At 49.6% G+C, this 17321-nt stretch carries 13 protein-coding genes; 1 reads left to right on the top strand and 12 read right to left on the bottom strand.

The genetic code is table 11. The features are described 5' to 3' along the window. Positions 1 to 72: 72 nt before the first annotated feature. The 10 genes from priA to B4V02_RS09580 all read right to left on the bottom strand — a co-directional run bounded on the left by priA (position 73) and on the right by B4V02_RS09580 (position 13178). Positions 73 to 2685, bottom strand: coding sequence for a primosomal protein N' (gene priA, locus B4V02_RS09625; protein ID WP_094154615.1), 2613 nt, complete (start codon positions 2683 to 2685; stop codon positions 73 to 75). Beyond that, positions 2685 to 4001, bottom strand: coding sequence for a bifunctional phosphopantothenoylcysteine decarboxylase/phosphopantothenate--cysteine ligase CoaBC (gene coaBC / locus B4V02_RS09620; protein WP_094154614.1), 1317 nt, complete (start codon positions 3999 to 4001; stop codon positions 2685 to 2687). The genes priA and coaBC overlap by 1 nt, the downstream gene beginning before the upstream one ends. Before the next feature lie 90 nt (positions 4002 to 4091). Then, positions 4092 to 4292, bottom strand: a complete 201-nt coding sequence (gene rpoZ, locus B4V02_RS09615; RefSeq protein WP_007431004.1) for a DNA-directed RNA polymerase subunit omega — start codon at positions 4290 to 4292, stop codon at positions 4092 to 4094. A 122-nt stretch (positions 4293 to 4414) separates the two neighbouring features. After that, complete coding sequence (gmk, locus tag B4V02_RS09610) at positions 4415 to 4987, bottom strand: guanylate kinase (protein ID WP_094154613.1); 573 nt, start codon at positions 4985 to 4987, stop codon at positions 4415 to 4417. 14 nt (positions 4988 to 5001) lie between these two features. Next, positions 5002 to 5262 (bottom strand): extracellular matrix/biofilm regulator RemA, encoded by a 261-nt coding sequence (gene remA / locus B4V02_RS09605; RefSeq protein WP_005548256.1) that lies wholly within the window; start codon positions 5260 to 5262, stop codon positions 5002 to 5004. Between the two features lie 56 nt (positions 5263 to 5318). Next, the gene (locus B4V02_RS09600; RefSeq protein ID WP_094154612.1) at positions 5319 to 6206 is read right to left on the bottom strand and encodes a YicC/YloC family endoribonuclease; all 888 of its coding nucleotides are present in this window, start codon (positions 6204 to 6206) and stop codon (positions 5319 to 5321) included. A gap of 35 nt (positions 6207 to 6241) precedes the next feature. Next, positions 6242 to 8134, bottom strand: coding sequence for a bifunctional homocysteine S-methyltransferase/methylenetetrahydrofolate reductase (locus B4V02_RS09595; RefSeq protein WP_094154611.1), 1893 nt, complete (start codon positions 8132 to 8134; stop codon positions 6242 to 6244). Between the two features lie 155 nt (positions 8135 to 8289). Next, on the bottom strand, positions 8290 to 9315 hold the full coding sequence (locus B4V02_RS09590) for a hypothetical protein (RefSeq protein WP_094154610.1): 1026 nt from the start codon (positions 9313 to 9315) through the stop codon (positions 8290 to 8292). A 123-nt stretch (positions 9316 to 9438) separates the two neighbouring features. Further along, the gene (dapF, locus tag B4V02_RS09585; RefSeq protein ID WP_094154609.1) at positions 9439 to 10269 is read right to left on the bottom strand and encodes a diaminopimelate epimerase; all 831 of its coding nucleotides are present in this window, start codon (positions 10267 to 10269) and stop codon (positions 9439 to 9441) included. A gap of 110 nt (positions 10270 to 10379) precedes the next feature. After that, entirely contained in the window at positions 10380 to 13178 is a 2799-nt protein-coding gene (locus B4V02_RS09580) for a calcium-translocating P-type ATPase, SERCA-type (protein WP_094154608.1), read from the bottom strand. 229 nt (positions 13179 to 13407) lie between these two features. Here B4V02_RS09580 and B4V02_RS09575 point away from each other — a divergent pair, with 229 nt between their 5' ends. Next, positions 13408 to 15153 (top strand): Rqc2 family fibronectin-binding protein, encoded by a 1746-nt coding sequence (locus B4V02_RS09575; protein WP_094154607.1) that lies wholly within the window; start codon positions 13408 to 13410, stop codon positions 15151 to 15153. A 146-nt stretch (positions 15154 to 15299) separates the two neighbouring features. Here the strand turns inward: B4V02_RS09575 and B4V02_RS09570 are convergent, their stop codons facing one another. Both B4V02_RS09570 and B4V02_RS09565 read right to left on the bottom strand, forming a co-directional pair. Then, positions 15300 to 16169: a PHP domain-containing protein gene (locus B4V02_RS09570; RefSeq protein ID WP_094154606.1), complete on the bottom strand. Its 870-nt coding sequence runs from the start codon at positions 16167 to 16169 to the stop codon at positions 15300 to 15302. Then, positions 16166 to 17125 (bottom strand): selenium metabolism-associated LysR family transcriptional regulator, encoded by a 960-nt coding sequence (locus tag B4V02_RS09565; RefSeq protein ID WP_007431015.1) that lies wholly within the window; start codon positions 17123 to 17125, stop codon positions 16166 to 16168. Before B4V02_RS09565 ends, B4V02_RS09570 begins: the two co-directional genes overlap by 4 nt. Positions 17126 to 17321 lie beyond the last annotated feature (196 nt).

The following is a 17321-nucleotide window of genomic DNA, read 5'->3' as shown; positions in this document are numbered from 1 at the left end:
CGACTGCTACATTATCCTATGTACGGACCGCTTGTCCGCATTAACTGTGCCGATAAGTTTTGCGCAGACGCTCTACATTAGCATTTGCGGATCAACATCCAGACTAATCAGCAGCTTTTGGGCCTGTGCGGATTCCGCCATTTCATCAGCTACCTGCTGAGCCAGACCAATCGCATCGATATTTCCACGCCATTTTATCATACATTGAAATCGGTATCTATTCTTGATTCTCGAGATCGGTGAAGCTACGGGTCCCAAAATGTCAAGTACATCCGATGTCAGCCGATCCATATTCCCGAACCAGCCCCGTTGTCTCGCCCGCCCCTGCAGGGTAGCTGAATAGTTTTCAGCCAGCCGGACCAGTACCGGAAGCTGTTCATGAGAAAAGGTCACCAAAATAAGACGACAATACGGCGGATAGTGCAAATTGCGGCGATGTTTCAACTCTTCCCTGACAAAAGAGGCATAGTCGTGACGACTTGCGTGAATCACCGAATAATGCTCTGGAGTATAAGATTGTACGAATACTTCACCTGGCAATTGATGCCTTCCGGCACGTCCGGCTACCTGTGTTAACAGCTGGAATGTCTTTTCTGCAGCCCGAAAATCCGGTAAATTAAGAGCCGAGTCCGCAGTAATAACTCCAACCAGCGTCACATCAGGAAAATCCAGTCCTTTGGCTACCATCTGGGTACCGAGCAGCACATCTGCTTTTTTATCACGAAACTGCTTAAGCAGCTTTTCATGGGCGTTTTTTTCTGATGTTGTATCCACATCCATTCGGACAACACGTATACCGGGAAACAGCTTTGCCAGCTCTTCTTCCACTCGCTGAGTTCCTGTGCCAAAGTAGCGAATGTGCTCACTGCCGCATTCCGGACAAATCTGCGGGACAGGCTCGGAATAACCACAGTAATGGCAACGCAAATTGTTCGAACGCTGGTGATACGTAAGTGAAATATCGCAATGCGGACAGCCCGCCACATAGCCGCAGCTGCGGCACATAACGAACGTAGAATGCCCGCGCCGATTCAACAGCAATACCGTCTGCTCCTTACGCTCCAACCGTTCTGCGATTCCTTGATGCAGCGCGCGGCTGAACATGGAGCGGTTGCCAGCCCGCAGTTCCTCGCGCATATCCATGATATGTACTTCAGGCAACGTGTTCCCGAGTGCGCGGGTTGGCATTTCAAGCAGCAGCGGCGCAAATTCGTCATTGCTTTGCGAGCGGGCGGCGTAGTAGCTTTCCAGCGACGGTGTAGCTGACCCCAGGATAACGACGGCTCCATGCTGATGGGCTCTGCGAATAGCTACATCCCGCGCATGGTATTTGGGGGTCTCTTCCTGCTTGTAGGACGTTTCGTGCTCCTCGTCCATAATAATGAGTCCTAGCTCCCGAAAAGGCGCAAATACTGCCGAACGGGCGCCAATCGCCACCTTCACACGACCTTCGCGTATCTTGCGCCACTCATCGTAGCGTTCCCCGCCGGACAGCCTGCTGTGCATCACTGCCACCTGATCGCCAAACCGCCCCTTGAAACGCTCTACCATTTGTGGTGTTAACGATATTTCGGGTACCAGTACAATCGCTTGACGGTTCTGACTGATACAGCGCTGAATCGACTGTAAATAGACCTCCGTCTTACCACTTCCTGTGACTCCATGCAATAAATAAGCGCCTTGCTCACGCATGTCCAACTGGCGAACAATTCGCTCATACACCGACTGCTGCTCTGATGTGAGGGGCAGCGGCTCTGTAGGCTTAAAGCGCCTGCCCCGGTACGGATCGCGGAACACTTCCACATCCTCTGTGATCACATAACCCTTATCTTCCAGCGCCTTGACCGTTGCAGCCGATACACTCAGTGAGGTCAGGACTTCCTTCAGCGGCAGAGGCAGAAACTCGCTACGTTCCAGCAAAAAAGCAAGTACCTCCCGCTGACGCTGCGCTTTGGCAGAAAATTTCTCCAATGCCGCTGAGGCCTTGTCTATACTTATAGCCAGGTCAACAGCTTTCATGGTCTTTTTGCTGAGTTTGTCTTTGATAACCTGACTTTCCTGGAGCACTCCCCGCCGCAACAGTGCTTTAATGACCTCCGCCTCCTCGGGAAAACGGCGACTGAGCTGCTGCAAAGGGACTTGCTCCTTCTCCTGAATAAAACTGACAATCCGACGCTCCGTCGGGTCGCTCATACCATCATCGGTGAGAAGAGCCCATTCGAGCTCTTCTCCTTGATCTGATTGCATGGTACGCTGTAAATCATCTGGGTCCTGGATAGCATGAACAGGCGAGGCATTTGCAAACGCATGCTGTTCAGCGATGGAAATGTAACGTTCCGCTTTACCCTTTAATGCGGTAGGAATCATCACTTGCAAGGCCATAATTTGATTGCAGGCATAGCGTTCACTCATCCATTTGCCCAGCTCCACAAGATCAGGAGATAATGGCGGTACCAAATCCAGCAACTCCTGAATCGCTCTCATCCGGTATTTAGGCGGCTCCTCGGCAGGAACTACCGAAATGACAAAAGCCTGCACCGTTCGTTTGCCGAACGGCACAGCTACCCGGCTACCCGGCTCAATCCAAGGCCTCATTGAATCCGGTATCAGATAATCGAAGGTACGGTCCGTATCCTTGGCTGGCACATCGACAATGACCTTGGCAACTAAATTGCCTGTCTCCATTAATGCAACACCCCACCCATGCGTCCCGCAGCTATCGTTAGCAATTTACGTGCGACTTCTTCCTTTGACTGTACAGGAATGCGCTCTACCATTCCGCCACGGTCATAAATTTGTACCGCATTATCATCGGCGCCAAAGCCGGTGCCTTCCACAGTTACATCATTTGCCGCAATCAAATCACAATTTTTACGTTCCAGCTTATCTATCGCATACGTCTCCATATTTTCGGTTTCTGCCGCAAAGCCAACTAAGAATTGATGTTTTTTGCTATGTCCAAGTGATTCAAGAATATCGACGTTCTTCACTAATTCCAGTGTAATGTCATTATCTTTTTTCTTGATCTTGGTCTGTGCCACCTCACGTGGCCGATAATCTGCTACCGCAGCAGCCATCACGACCATATCACACGCTTCCCATTGTCTTAACACAGCAGCATACATGTCTTCAGCGGACTGAACTCTTTCAAGCGAAATCCCTGAAGGCGGCTCCGCGCTGGTATTTGCAGCGATCAAATGCACCTCTGCACCCATCTCCTGAGCTACTTTTGCAATGGCAAAGCCCATCTTGCCGGAGGAATCGTTCGTGATGTAACGCACCGGATCAATTCTCTCGATTGTGCCGCCAGCAGTCACAATGACTTTTCTGCCTGAAAGCAACATTTCATTCTCATTGTCATCCTCGTTCACAAGTGACTCGGGCGCTTGACTTTCCGTAGCTTCTCCACCAAACCAACGTGGCTCAGACTTGCTTTGGCCTTTACCATCCTGACCTTGCTGTTCAAAAAAGCGTTCTATGGTTTGCACGATCGTTTCCGGCTCTTCCAAGCGCCCTTTGCCAACATAACCACAAGCCAGCAATCCTTCACCGGGCTCAATCATCATCACGCCGCGTGATACGAGCGTCTCCATATTTTGCATGACTGCCGGATGGGTGTACATATGCACGTTCATCGCAGGTGCCACCATAATGGGGGCTGTCGTAGCCAGCAGCGTAGTAGACAGCATATCATCAGCAAGTCCATGCGCCATTTTCCCGATGATATTCGCGGTTGCAGGAGCAACCAGCACCAAATCGGCCGCATCTGCCAGATGGATATGGGATACGACGGACGGTTCTCTTTCATCAAACGTATCACTATATACCGGATTACGAGAGAGCGACTGCAACGTAAGTTCGGTAATAAATTCCTTGGCGGAAGCTGTCATAATCACATGAACGTCGGCTCCCTTTTGCGTCAACTTACTGCACAGCGTAGCCGCTTTATAAGCGGCAATTCCGCCGGTAATACCAAGAATAATGACTTTCCCCTTCAACATCGTTAACTCCCCCTGACCGAAAAAAATAACAACCTTGCGGTTGTCAAAGGAATTGGCATTGCGCCTGGTTATAATGATTGTCTACAGTTCTTATTCTTCGCCGCTTTCAAGCAGAAGATGATCTGCGTAGATCTCTTCCAACGCTACTCCAACCTGTTTGTGTGATTTAGGGCTCTTCAGAGACGTCTTCTCACCCTCACGCAACTGTCTAGCCCGGCGTGAAGCCGCTACAACCAGCGAATATTTACTATCAACCTTTTTCATCATTTCATCAATGGAAGGATACAGCACGAATAGACACCTCTTCATGTAGTTTTGGAACTGTATAAGCTGAACTCAAGTGTACACCTTCAAGCCCAGCTTATACAGCATTATTTCACTTTAAATACGCTTGGCATATGTAAAGTCCTGATTTATGGATGAACCTTACAATGTTCGGCGATAATAATGGATTCTATTCGTTTACAAGCGAAATCAATCTCATCATTCACAACCGCATAATCATAGTGACGCAATAGGTTCATTTCATCCACAGCTACCGACATGCGGTGGTCAATGGTGGCTTGAGTTTCTGTTCCCCGTCCCCGAATTCTGTCCTTTAATTCATCCAGCGAAGGCGGGAGCAGGAAAATGAAAATGCCTTCAGGAAACTTTTCTTTGACCTTTAGCGCTCCCTGAACCTCAATTTCCAGAAATATATCTTTGCCCTGCGCAAGCGTCTGATCTACAAAATCACGTGGAGTACCGTAAAAATTGCCCACATACTCAGCATACTCCAGCATCTCATCCCGTTCAATCATACCTAAGAACTCTTCACGTGTTTTAAAAAAATAGTTTACTCCATCCTGTTCGCCCGCACGAGGTGCTCGAGTCGTAGCAGAAACCGAGTAGGTTATTTCCGGCAGCTTCTCACGCAACGCATTGCCTACCGTTCCTTTACCAACACCCGAAGGTCCGGATATTACAAATAATAATCCCTTAGCCATAGTACACTCCATTTTTATTCGTCATTATCATCATCTTTGGTGGATAGGCGATGAGCGACCGTCTCCGGCTGCACCGCAGACAGAATTACATGATCACTGTCCGTAATAATAACAGCCCGTGTCCGGCGGCCATAGGTAGCATCAATTAACATATGACGGTCCCTTGCTTCCTGTATAATCCGCTTGATCGGAGCAGACTCCGGACTGACGATGGAGATAATTCGGTTGGCCGACACGATATTGCCGAAGCCAATATTGATCAATTTGATTGCCATATTCAGGTCTTTCCCCCTATACATGTGACTATTGCAGCCGTGCCGCTACCAGGTAGCTACTCAATATTCGCAGCCTGCTCACGAATTTTTTCAAGCTCTGCCTTCATCTCGACGACCAAATTAACCAATGTGAGATGATTAGCCTTGGAGCCGATCGTGTTAACTTCCCTGTTCATTTCCTGGATTAAAAAATCTAGCTTGCGACCAGCCGGCTCGTCCGACAACAGCAACCCCTTGCATTGCCCAAAGTGACTTTGAAGCCGGGTAAGCTCCTCATCAATATTGCTGCGATCCGCGAATAAAGCAATCTCCATTCCGAACTTATGCTCATCAAGCGTAAATGAACCGTCCTGAAGTTCTTTAAGTCTGTTTTTTAGCCTGTTACGGTAGTCGCTCACAACATGAGGAGCCAGCACCGTCATTTCATGATGCAGGGATTCCAGATGCGAAATACGTGATTCCACATCTTGCGCCAAATGCCCGCCTTCTCGCCTTCTCATCTCCAGCAAGCCCTGCAAAGCTTCATGTAAGGCTCGCTGTAGCTGCTCTTCCCAGCCCTCTTCGTCTTCATTGCAAGCCTCTCCAGGCTCACCCAAAACGTCAGGCAAAGCAAGAATGTCGCTTATACCTAATGTTCCTTTCACGCCATAACGATCCGCCAGCTGCTCCGCTGCATGCAGGTATGCCTGCACCACAGTGTCATTCAACCGTGCGACGGGTATTTGTTCTTCATCACGTTCCCTATGGATGAAGACGTCGACACGACCGCGTTTGATCTGCTGCTGAACCGTTCTTCTCAAACCATCCTCAAAACGCGTCCATTCACGTGGAATCCTCATCATCACTTCGCAATAGCGGTGATTCACCGATTTCAATTCCAAGCGCACTTTATAGCCTTCATAATGAAAGATGGCTTGACCGTATCCGGTCATACTCAATGACATCGGCATCACATCCATTTTACTATTGTAATTGATTATTATAGTCGAAACAAGGGGGCCTGCACGCGGCCGGATTTTTGCCATACATAAGAAGTCAGCTCAGCCGTCATTTCATAGAACATGAATGGAGTCATCAAATAGATTCCATTAAAATGCTCCATCGCCGTATCAAGCAGCTCTTTGGCAATGGATACACCCATCGCTCGTCCTTCCGGCCCCTCCAGACCAGACATACGAGCACGCACCTCATCCGACAATTGAATGCCGGGTACTTCATTGTGCAAGTATTCTGCATTTCGCCCGCTAGCCAGCGGCATAATACCGATAAAAATCGGGACTTCCAAATGCCGTGTCTCTTCCGCGATGGCTGCGATGAGCTCACGATCGTAGACGGGCTGGGTCATAATATAATCAGCGCCGGAGGCAATTTTCTTTTCCAGCCGCTGCACAGCTTTACCCAAATGCTTGACATTCGGATTAAATGCGGCACCTACCACAAAATTAGCTTTCTGCTTTAGTGGCTTACCGGAAAATGCAACACCATCATTCAATTGCTTGATCATACGTATAATTTCAAAAGAAGTCATATCATACACAGAGCTGGCACCTGGCAAATCACCGAACCTTGCCGGATCTCCAGTAACCGCCAGTACATGGTCAATGCCCAGCGCGTCAAAACCCATCATGTGAGACTGGGTACCAATCAAATTGCGGTCACGGCAAGCAATATGGATTAATGGGCGCAAACCTGTTTCAATGCTGACCAAATGTCCAAGCGCCATGTTGCTCATCCGAGTAACGGCAAGTGAATTGTCGGCCAGCGTAAGCGCGTCGGCCCCGGCTTTCTTCAACGCATGTGCACCTTGCATAAACCGTGTTATATCCAGATCGCGTGGAGGATCAAGCTCCACAATGACCGTATGCCGCTCCTTGACCATTTCCACAATGTTGGGCTTGCCGGCATATCTGCCATTTCCACGTTCCCCTTGATCTACAGTCGACTCCTGCTCAGCCACGTGAATTGACTCTTTCAGCAATACTTCTCTTGGAGCCAGCGGAGGCGGCTGCAAGCCGCTCAAAGCTTTGGAAATCGCCGCAATATGGTCTGGCGTAGTTCCGCAGCAGCCACCGATCAGCCTCGTTCCCAGATCCACAAAGGACGCGGCACATTCTCCAAAATATTCAGGTGTTGCACCATATACATAGTGACCGTCCACATAATCTGCGAGACCTGCATTAGGATATACGGACAGCGGTACCGACAAGGGGCCTTTCAGCTGTTCCATGACACTCATAATCCCCTGTGGACCGGAATGACAGTTAAATCCAAGAATGTCCGCTCCCTCATCACGCAATACCGAAAAAGCTTCTGCTACTAAAAAACCATCCTGTGTGCGACCAACCTGATCGACCGCAAACTGACAGATGACTGGAATGTCACTGTATTTACGTACACCGTGAAGCGCAATACGCATTTCATCCAGTGAATAAAACGTTTCGCACAAAATGCCGTCTACTCCTTCGGAGAGGAGGGCATCAATCTGCTGGTCATAGTTTCGGGCCAGCTCCAGCTTGGATATGTTAAGCCGTTTCCCCCCGCATATGGAGCCTACCGCACCCACTACATAATGCTCAGGTCCGGCCGCTGCTCTGGCAATTCTTACTCCAGCACGATTGATCTCTTCCACCCTGGATTCCAGCCCAAACCGGGCCAGCTTATAATCATTTGCAGAGAATGTATTGGTCTCCAGCAATCGTGCTCCTGCATTTAAATATTGACTATGCACATCTGCTATAACGTCAGGTGAAGTCATATTCAACTCTTCGTAAGAAGTATTTACTGGAAATCCCAGCTGGTACAAATAGGTCCCCATTGCGCCGTCTCCGACAATAAGTTCACGATTCAGCACTGTACGCAAATCCGGTTTCATGTCCTCCGCTCCACCCCGCTGTTTATTTTCATATTAATGTAACATAAAAGCGACCGCAAACATAAGCCAAAAAACAAAAAAAGCCGCCTCACTCCCCAAGATGATGTCACCAGGAGTGAAGCGGTTTGGATTATTATTGTTATTTTATACTATAATTATTGCATTTTCCCATCTGCAGCATGAAGGAAGAACGCGTAAAAAACTCCTTTTTTATTCACCTTAGCCACAATAGAAGTCGTTCTCTTTTGCTTTTTGGAAAATGTATACTGATTCCCTTGAATCTCCACATCATAGCCGGACAAGTTGATATTAAACAAGAGCTGAACCTTGGGCTTGACCAGTTTCAAAGCTTCTGAGGCGGTATATTGGGGATTGGCAAATGATTTTTTGAAATCTGTATCATCATTCCAGTCTACCCCATAGGTGGATACAGCCAGCACTTTGCCGGTCGCCGCGCCGATTTTGACCTCACTCGACTCGTTTGCGTCCTCGAACGACCAATAAGAAAGTCCCTTTGCCTCGTCCTTGAAGCGTGAAGCATGCTGTACGGTGATCTGCTGACCACTAACACGCTTAAAAGTGTTCGTTGCACGGCTCAGCAACACAGGGTCCACTTGCTTCAGTGGATAGTCTGCATTAATGGTTATACTGTTGCCTCGATCCACATCAACGTACAATGAGGACGCCTTTTCTCCTGCCCCCCAAAATACCCAGTAATTCGAAGGCTTGTTGGACTGGTAAGGAGATTTAACCCGCCAGAAAGCCTCAAATTGCATGGAGCGCTTGGGGTCAAACGCTTTGGCACTGTTCAGCACTTTAGCCTTAAGTGGCGCTTCCAGCGCCTTGCCTATGCTGCTTATTTTATACCGTACGGTGGTAGAATCCACTCTGTTCTTTTCCTTATTATATTCCGTTTGGAACGTAGCTGTTCCGTCCTCCAGCTCGCCCTCGACAATCCAGGTTTTACCCATATCCGTCACATCGTCAAATTGAAATGGCGTTTTCGTACCGATCAGTTCCTGTACTGCCTTTTCCAGCCGGTTCACGACAGTTGGAGTTAGCGAGCCGACCTGCTTGCTCGTCGTGTCCACGGCAGCAGGGAGGGTAGCGGCTTGGGCCGGAAGGGCGGTGGCTACAAATATGAGGGCTGCAACTGCTGAAATCCAACGAAATTTCCGCACTATGAACGGCCTCCTTATTGTTTTCTCATTTGTTCATTATACATCGTTTAGACGCCAAAAACAGACAGAATGTTGCTAAATACCAAAAAAGGAGACCTCTCAAGATCTCCTTTTCACTCATTTTTATAATCGACCATCATACACAATTTCAGCTGGGCCCGTCATATACACGTGATTGTCGTCCTCGTTCCATTCAATATCCAGATCCCCGCCCTTTAGACTAACCATGGCGCGTCGGTCACTATAGCCGTTAAGTACGGAAGCCACAAGCGTGGCACAGGCCCCGGTTCCGCAAGCTAGCGTAGGCCCGGCTCCCCGTTCCCATACTCTCATCTCTATGTGATTCCGACTTCGCACCGTAGCGAACTCGACATTTGTTTTGTTAGGGAATAGCGGATGGCTTTCCAGCTTCGGCCCCCAGGCTTCCAGTTCAAAGCCAGGTGCATTTTCAACATAAATGACACAATGGGGATTGCCCATGGATACAGCCGTAAAACGAAACCCGCTTCCTCCAGCTTCGATGGGCTCATGAATTACACGATCCAGATCCAGCGTTGTCGGAATTTTCGAACCCTCCAAAATCGGCTCTCCCATGTCTACCTTGACCAAACGTACAAGTTCGTCCTCTACAGTCAATTCGACCTGCTGCACACCTGCACCCAGCGTCTCAATCGTAATCCGCTCACGACTGATATGCTTGCGGTCATATACATATTTGGCTGCGCAGCGGATAGCATTGCCGCATTGCTCTGCCTCTGATCCGTCTGAATTAATGATACGCATGCGGAAATCGGCTTTTTCTGAAGGCAATATATATACCAGACCGTCAGCGCCAACACCAAAATGTCGGTCACATAGCCGAACAGCCAATTCTGAAGCGTCCGACGGCAATTCCTGATGCCCAAACCAAACGATAAAATCATTACCCAAGCCGTGCATTTTTGTGAATTCCATAGCTTCCCTCCGCCATTGCTGCTAATCTCATGCTCCTCATGAAGCCTTATTTCCATGATAGCATACAGGGCAAGAGCGGGAAAGCCATGTGATGATACCTGACCTAAAAGCTAGGCTGAAAACTTCGTACGCCCCGTCGAAAAACGGGTATTTCCACCACGGTGACGGTTGCGTCTGCCGCCCCATACGCTTCCCGCCCCCATCAGGAAGGTCGGAATCCCGGCTGCGACGATGGACAGCGCCCACTCACGCAAGCCGAGCGGCACCGTTTTGAAAATAGGCTGCAGTACGGGTACGTACATAACCACCAGCATCAACACGATGGATGACAGCACAGCAAGTACGAGATAGCTGTTTTGAAACGGATTGCGGTGGAAAATAGAACGCGAACTGCGGCAATCAAATACATGAATTAACTGCGCCAGTACCAGTGTGGCAAAGGCAACCGACTGCGCTTTGATCAGTTGTCCTGCGTTATCGGGCGCAATGCGTAATGTCAGCCAGAAGGCAGCAAGCGTACATAAGCCGATCAATAGTCCGCGACTAATGATTTTCCAGCCCAGTCGACGGGCAAAAATATTTTCCTTTGCGCCGCGCGGCTTATGCTCCATGAGATCCTTTTCCGGCTGATCCACACCCAAAGCCATCGCTGGAAGGCCATCCGTTACCAGATTGACCCATAAAATCTGGATCGGAAGCAACGGCAGCGGCAGCCCTGCCATCATCGCGAAAAACATCGTCAAAATTTCACCAACGTTGGAGGCGAGCAGATAACGGATAAATTTACGGATATTTTCGTAAATATTCCGTCCTTCCTCAATCGCCGCCACAATCGTCGAGAAATTATCGTCGCTCAGTACAAGCGCAGCTGCTTCTTTGGTCACATCGGTTCCCGTAATGCCCATGGCAATGCCGATATCCGACGCCTTGATCGCCGGTGCGTCATTTACGCCATCACCGGTCATCGCTACGACATGTCCGCGTCTTTGCAGCGACTTGACGATTCGCAGCTTGTGCTCCGGCGACACACGCGCATATACGGAGACGGTGTCAACGGCTTTGTCCAGCGCCGTATCATCCATCGCAGACAATTGCTGTCCTGTCAGCACATGGGAGCCGCGCTGGAAAATGCCGAGCTGCTGAGCAATGGCCTCCGCGGTTGTGCCGTGATCCCCCGTAATCATCACGGTACGAATACCAGCACGGCGGCATCTGACGATAGCCTCGCGAGCCTCGCGGCGCGGCGGATCAATCATACCGGTCAAGCCGATAAAGATCAGCTGCGCTTCGGCATCCTCAAGCGTGGAGACATGCTCATGGGAGCGAACATCGCGATATGCGACCCCAAGTACACGCAGCGCCTCTGAGGCCATCCCTTCGTTGGCTGCCAGTACCTTTTGCCGCAGCGTGCCCGTCAAGGGAACGACATTCCCTTCCCATAAAATGTAAGAGCACTGGCCGAGCAGCACATCCGGTGCACCTTTGGCAAAGACGATATGCCCTCCCTGATGGCGCACAAGCACCGACATCCGCTTCCGTTCCGAGTCAAAAGGAAATTCGCGTTCCCGTGTGTACAGCTCATACAAGGCTTGTCGGGTGACTCCACCCTTGGCAGCTAACGTGACCAGCGCTCCCTCTGTCGGGTCGCCCTTCAGCTCCCATACAGCGGACGGTGTTGGTTCTTTGCTCTTTTTTCTCGCGCGCAGCTCTTCGATGTCGACTTGAACAATTTCTGCATTGTTGCAGAGTACACTGGCTTGCAGCAGTCTGCGCAATGATTGTCCGTTTTTCAGGTCGGCAGGAAGATCCCTGTCCATAATATGACCGTGTGGATCATAGCCCTCCCCCGTAACTCCCCAGAAACGACCATCCAGCCATAGCTTGGTGACCGTCATTTTATTTTGAGTCAGCGTACCGGTTTTATCGGAGCAAATGACAGACGCGCACCCGAGCGTCTCAACAGAAGGCAGCTTGCGTACGATTGCCTTGCGTTTGATCATACGCTGTACTCCCAAAGCGAGTGCAATGGTTACAATCGCGGGCAAACCTTCTGGTATGGCTGCCACAGCCAAGCTCACACCGGCCAGGAACATGCTCATGGCTGGCTGACCATGCAATATGCCAGCTACGACAACGAGCACCGTTAGCGCCAGCGCTACGATGATCAATATTTTCCCCAATTGCTCCAACCTGTGCTGCAACGGTGTCTCCTGCGACTCTGTATTTTCGATCAGGTCTGCAATTTTGCCCATTTCAGTGCTCATGCCTGTACGAATAACGATGCCCTGCGCAGTGCCTCTGGTCATCATCGTACCCATGAATCCGATGTTTTTTTGGTCCCCAAGCGGTACCTCCGCGGCATGAATAGGTCGGCTATGCTTACTTACCGGAACCGATTCACCGGTCAGGGCGGATTCCTCCACATCACAGCCGTTGGTACTCAGCCACCTCACATCTGCGGGAATACGATCACCGCTTTCCAGGAGGACGATATCACCTGGCACCAGCTCTCTGGCTTGAATCTGTACCCGTTTCCCACCCCGTAGCACTTTGGCAGTTGGAGCTGACAGCTTTTTCAAAGCCCGCAGCGAACGCTCTGCTCTAAATTCCTGCACAAAACCAAGAATTCCATTCAACACTACAATAGCAATAATGGTAACCGCGTCCAAATATTCACCAAGCAGACCGGAGATCAGGGTAGCCCCCATCAGGATGAGCATCATAAAATCCTTAAACTGGTTGAGCAGCATCAGGAGCGCCGATACACGCTTCCCCTCGCTCAGTTCATTCCATCCTGCCCTTTCTCTCCGCTGCGCAAGCTGTTCCTCCGAAAGACCCTGCTTCGGGTCGACTTCCAGACTTGTTGAAAGCTGTTCATTGCTTAGTTGGTGCCAATGTGCTTGTTCCATTCTCCCCAATTCCCTCCCGGTCAGATAGTCCGTTTCCGTCGGTTGTGCCTAGGATGGCTGTCCGTTATTACATTTTGTGCCGCGAATGCTGATAAGCTGGACAGACTTTCTTGATTCAATCTATTCGGACAGGACCCGAAATATCACAAAGCCGCTTAAGTTTTGTCCCAAATTTATGTATCATAGTAGGAAGGCGAAAATATATTGGCTTCAAAGGAGAACATACATTATGGCATTGGACGGAATCGTAACCCGCGCTATCGTACACGAGCTGCAAAGCATCCGTGGCGGGCGCATTAACAAAATACATCAGCCAAACGATCACGATATGGTGCTGAATATGCGGGCACAAGGCGGAAGTATAAAGCTGCTGCTGTCGGCTAATCCGACATTTCCGCGTGTACATTTTACAGAGCAAAACTTTCTCAATCCGACAGAAGCGCCTATGTTTTGTATGCTGCTTCGCAAGCATTGTGAAGGAGGCATCATCGAGAACATTACTCAGGTGGGCATGGAACGCATTATTCACATGGATGTGCGACAGCGTGACGAGCTTGGTGATATTTCACTCAAGCGGATTATCATTGAGCTGATGGGCAGGCATAGCAACATTATTTTGCTCGACCCGGAAACAGGCGTTATATTGGACGGCATCCATCATGTCACACCATCGATTAGCAGCTATCGGGTCATTATGCCCGGCTTTCAATACACGGAGCCTCCTGAACAAAATAAGCTGAATCCGCTGGAAACGGAAGAAGCAACATTCGTCTCCTCATATCAAACAGCTATGGAGGCGGGAGAAGCACCCAAACGCTGGATCGTAAATACTTTTACCGGACTCAGTCCCCTCATCGCCGAGGAAATACTGGCCCGAGTATCCAACAAAGCAACTGACGACGATCATCATCAGCTATGGAGTACATTCAGTCACATGATGGATGATGTGCTGAATCATCGTTTTCAGCCAGTATCCGGCTTGAACGCACAGGAAAAGGCAATATTTTCAGTCATTCCTCTTACATTGATTCAGGGAGAGCGCAAGGAATACGCTACGATAAGTAAATGCATGGAGGATTTTTTCGGTGAAAAAGCAGAAAGGGACACGGTCAAGCAAAAGGTTAGCGACCTGCTGCGTTTTCTGCAAAATGAGCGGAGCAAAAATGTGAAAAAACTCGACTATCTCCATCAGGATTTGGCCGAGGCGGAAGATGCCGATCAATTTCGCATTTACGGCGAGCTGCTGTTCGCTTCGCTGCATGAAGTAAAAAAGGGCGACAAAGAAGTGACGCTTACCAATTTTTATGATGAGGAACAGCGTCAGCTAACGATCCCGCTGGACCCGTTACTGGGCCCATCGGATAATGCACAGCGGTATTTTAAAAAATACAACAAATATAAAAATAGTCTGGCTGTCATAGACGAACAATTGGAGAAGACAAACGAAGAAATCAGATATATGGACAATCTGCTTCAGCAGTTAGCCCATGCCTCCATGAACGACATTGAGGAAATACGTGAAGAACTGGTACAACAGGGCTATCTTAGAGATCGGGTCAAAAAAGGGAAGAAAAAGAAGAAAAACGACCGTCCCACCTTGCACGTGTATACGTCATCCGAGGGCATTGAGCTGCTGGTCGGCAAAAACAACCTGCAGAATGAATATGTCACCAACCGACTGGCCGGACCGAATGACACCTGGCTGCATACAAAGGATATTCCAGGTTCACACGTTGTTATTCGTGCTGAGCAATTCGGGGATGCCACATTGGAGGAGGCAGCTCAGCTCGCCGCCTACTTTAGCCAGGCCAAACAATCCAGCAGCGTGCCTGTAGACGCCACCCTGATTCGACATGTGCGCAAGCCCAGCGGAGCCAAACCGGGCTTTGTCATCTATGACCATCAGCGCACGCTCTTTATCACCCCAGATGAAGAGCTGGTCAAATCGCTGCCCAATCGTATCAAAAACAACTAGCGTTCTCCAGGCTACCGCCATCGTAAAACAGCCAAAAAATAGACTATCCAGCAATTACCGGCTAATCTGATAATACGAAAGCCCCTTGTCTTATGTCGGGTACACTTCATGTGTGTGTTCCCATCCATAAGGCAGGGGCTTTTCCTTTACTTCTGTTCAGCGGCTGCCTTCCTCAAGTCCTCGACAACCTGATCATTCACACTGCGGCTGCCCAGATCACCGTGGAAAATAACACCTTGGCGTGCACCGTGAAAATCCGATCCGCCAGTCGCGATAAGCCCATAGTGCGCCGCCATTGCTGCATATCGTTTCTCGGTCGCAGCATCATGGTCCGAATGTCGCACCTCCAGCCCCGCAGGCTTCGCTTGCTCTATAATGGAGCGAACCAGCCCATCATCCCCGTACAACCCGGGGTGGGCGACCACAGGCACTCCTCCTGCTTCACGAATCCAGCTTATAGCCTCCGCAGGCTCTACACGGGGTACAGACACGTAGCCGGGCGCCCCCTCTGCCAAATAACGGTCGAACGCATCCCGCATGTCCTTCGCATATCCTTTTTGAACCAGCGTATCCGCCATATGTGGACGTCCAATGCTTTCATCCGGTGCGAGCGGTCTGCCCATCGTAGCCACCACCTCTTCCAGGGTGATGTCCACGCCCAGGCTCCGCAATCGACTCAAAATCAAATCATTGCGGGTATCCCGCGCCTGCCGCAGCTTTTCCAATCGCTTCAAAAACTCTTTATTATGGTAATCCATATAATAACCGAGTATATGAATATCCTTGCCGCTAGTCCGTGTACTGATTTCTACACCCGGTATCACGGTAATTCCTGTACGCCGCCCCTCCTCAAGAGCTTCCTCCAGCCCAGCCACCGTATCATGGTCTGTAATGGCCACACCCACCAGACCCTTTTCCTTAGCCCAGCGCACATTATCCGCAGGTGGCTGCATACCGTCAGATGCTTGAGTATGTGTATGCAAATCATATCGTTTCAAATGGGTCTGCTCCTTCATTGCACATTCTCCTCTTCTTTCATCCCTGCCGGCCCATCCACCGGGTCGCCAAACACGTCCCCTCCCTGATCGTGACGACGCAAGTAAGACAGGAAGGTCACGACCGGAATCGGCAGCAACGCCGACTTCAGATGAATGGCGTAAAACTCTCGTTTGAAGGTGATATCTGAAATATTAACGATTTTCAACAATCCGAGCGCAACCTCATGCTTCACGGAAGAAGGCGACAGCATTGTAATCCCGAGTCCAGCTTCTACCGCTGATTTGACCGCTCCAGTGCTGCCCATCTCCATAACGATAGAAAGTCGGGAGGCATCTACACCACGATTTTTCAGTCCGTCCTCTATGACCTGACGTGTACCAGATCCTTTTTCTCTCGCTATAAAAGGATGCTTAAACACATCCTCCAGCACTACTTTTTTAGCCTTGGCCAGTACATGTCCCGAAGGAACAATTAGTTTCAGCTCGTCCTGCATCACAGTCTCCACCACAATATCCGGATGCTGGACCGGAGCCTCGATTAGTCCTAAATTCAACTGATGCTTTAGTATATCATCCATAATTTGAGTCGTATTCATCACATTCATTGCCATGTGTATATGAGGGTACTCCTGACCAAACGGCCCCAACATTCTTGGCACAATATATTCACCAATCGTAAGGCTGGCGCCAATATGCAATCTTCCCTCCAGCATGTGGGTAAAAGCAGACATCGCCTCGTCTGCTTCCCGGATGAGCTCCATGCTTTTTTTGGCAAAAGGCAGTAATGTCGCTCCCGCCTCCGAAAGCTCGATTTTTTTAGTCGATCGGTGCAACAGCTTTGTACCAAAATAATCTTCCAATGTCTGAATTTGCATAGTCACGGCAGGTTGCGTCATATGCAGCGCTTGCGCCGCCGCCGAGAAGCTCCCCCGCTCCGCGACCGTATAAAAGATGTGCAGCTGATGAAAGTTCATACTGACCGCCCTTTCCCCTCTCTAGTCCCCCTATTTTAACATAAGAAAAACATCTGTTCACGAATTACCAAGAAAACTCACCGAAATGGGCGGTTTTAGTTTTGTACAATCCATACAAAATAAAAAAAGTATGCAACTGATACCTGCATACTTATACATACCTGACAGCGCTGCGATGAGCTTGAAAACTTTTTCA

Source organism: Paenibacillus kribbensis (genome assembly GCF_002240415.1).
GTDB classification, from domain to species: Bacteria; Bacillota; Bacilli; order Paenibacillales; family Paenibacillaceae; genus Paenibacillus; species Paenibacillus kribbensis.
Note: the sequence above shows the minus strand (reverse complement) of the source record. Positions and strands in the feature narration are given on the sequence as shown.

Coding starts and splice junctions, on each gene's coding strand:
- coaBC (WP_094154614.1), bottom strand. CDS start 4,001: ATGTTGAAGGGGAAAGTCATTATTCTTGGTATTACCGGCGGAATTGCC.
- B4V02_RS09580 (WP_094154608.1), bottom strand. CDS start 13,178: ATGGAACAAGCACATTGGCACCAACTAAGCAATGAACAGCTTTCAACA.
- B4V02_RS09575 (WP_094154607.1), top strand. CDS start 13,408: ATGGCATTGGACGGAATCGTAACCCGCGCTATCGTACACGAGCTGCAA.
- B4V02_RS09565 (WP_007431015.1), bottom strand. CDS start 17,125: ATGAACTTTCATCAGCTGCACATCTTTTATACGGTCGCGGAGCGGGGG.
- dapF (WP_094154609.1), bottom strand. CDS start 10,269: ATGGAATTCACAAAAATGCACGGCTTGGGTAATGATTTTATCGTTTGG.
- gmk (WP_094154613.1), bottom strand. CDS start 4,987: ATGGCTAAGGGATTATTATTTGTAATATCCGGACCTTCGGGTGTTGGT.
- B4V02_RS09570 (WP_094154606.1), bottom strand. CDS start 16,169: ATGAAGGAGCAGACCCATTTGAAACGATATGATTTGCATACACATACT.
- remA (WP_005548256.1), bottom strand. CDS start 5,262: ATGGCAATCAAATTGATCAATATTGGCTTCGGCAATATCGTGTCGGCC.
- priA (WP_094154615.1), bottom strand. CDS start 2,685: ATGGAGACAGGCAATTTAGTTGCCAAGGTCATTGTCGATGTGCCAGCC.
- B4V02_RS09600 (WP_094154612.1), bottom strand. CDS start 6,206: ATGTCATTGAGTATGACCGGATACGGTCAAGCCATCTTTCATTATGAA.
- B4V02_RS09595 (WP_094154611.1), bottom strand. CDS start 8,134: ATGAAACCGGATTTGCGTACAGTGCTGAATCGTGAACTTATTGTCGGA.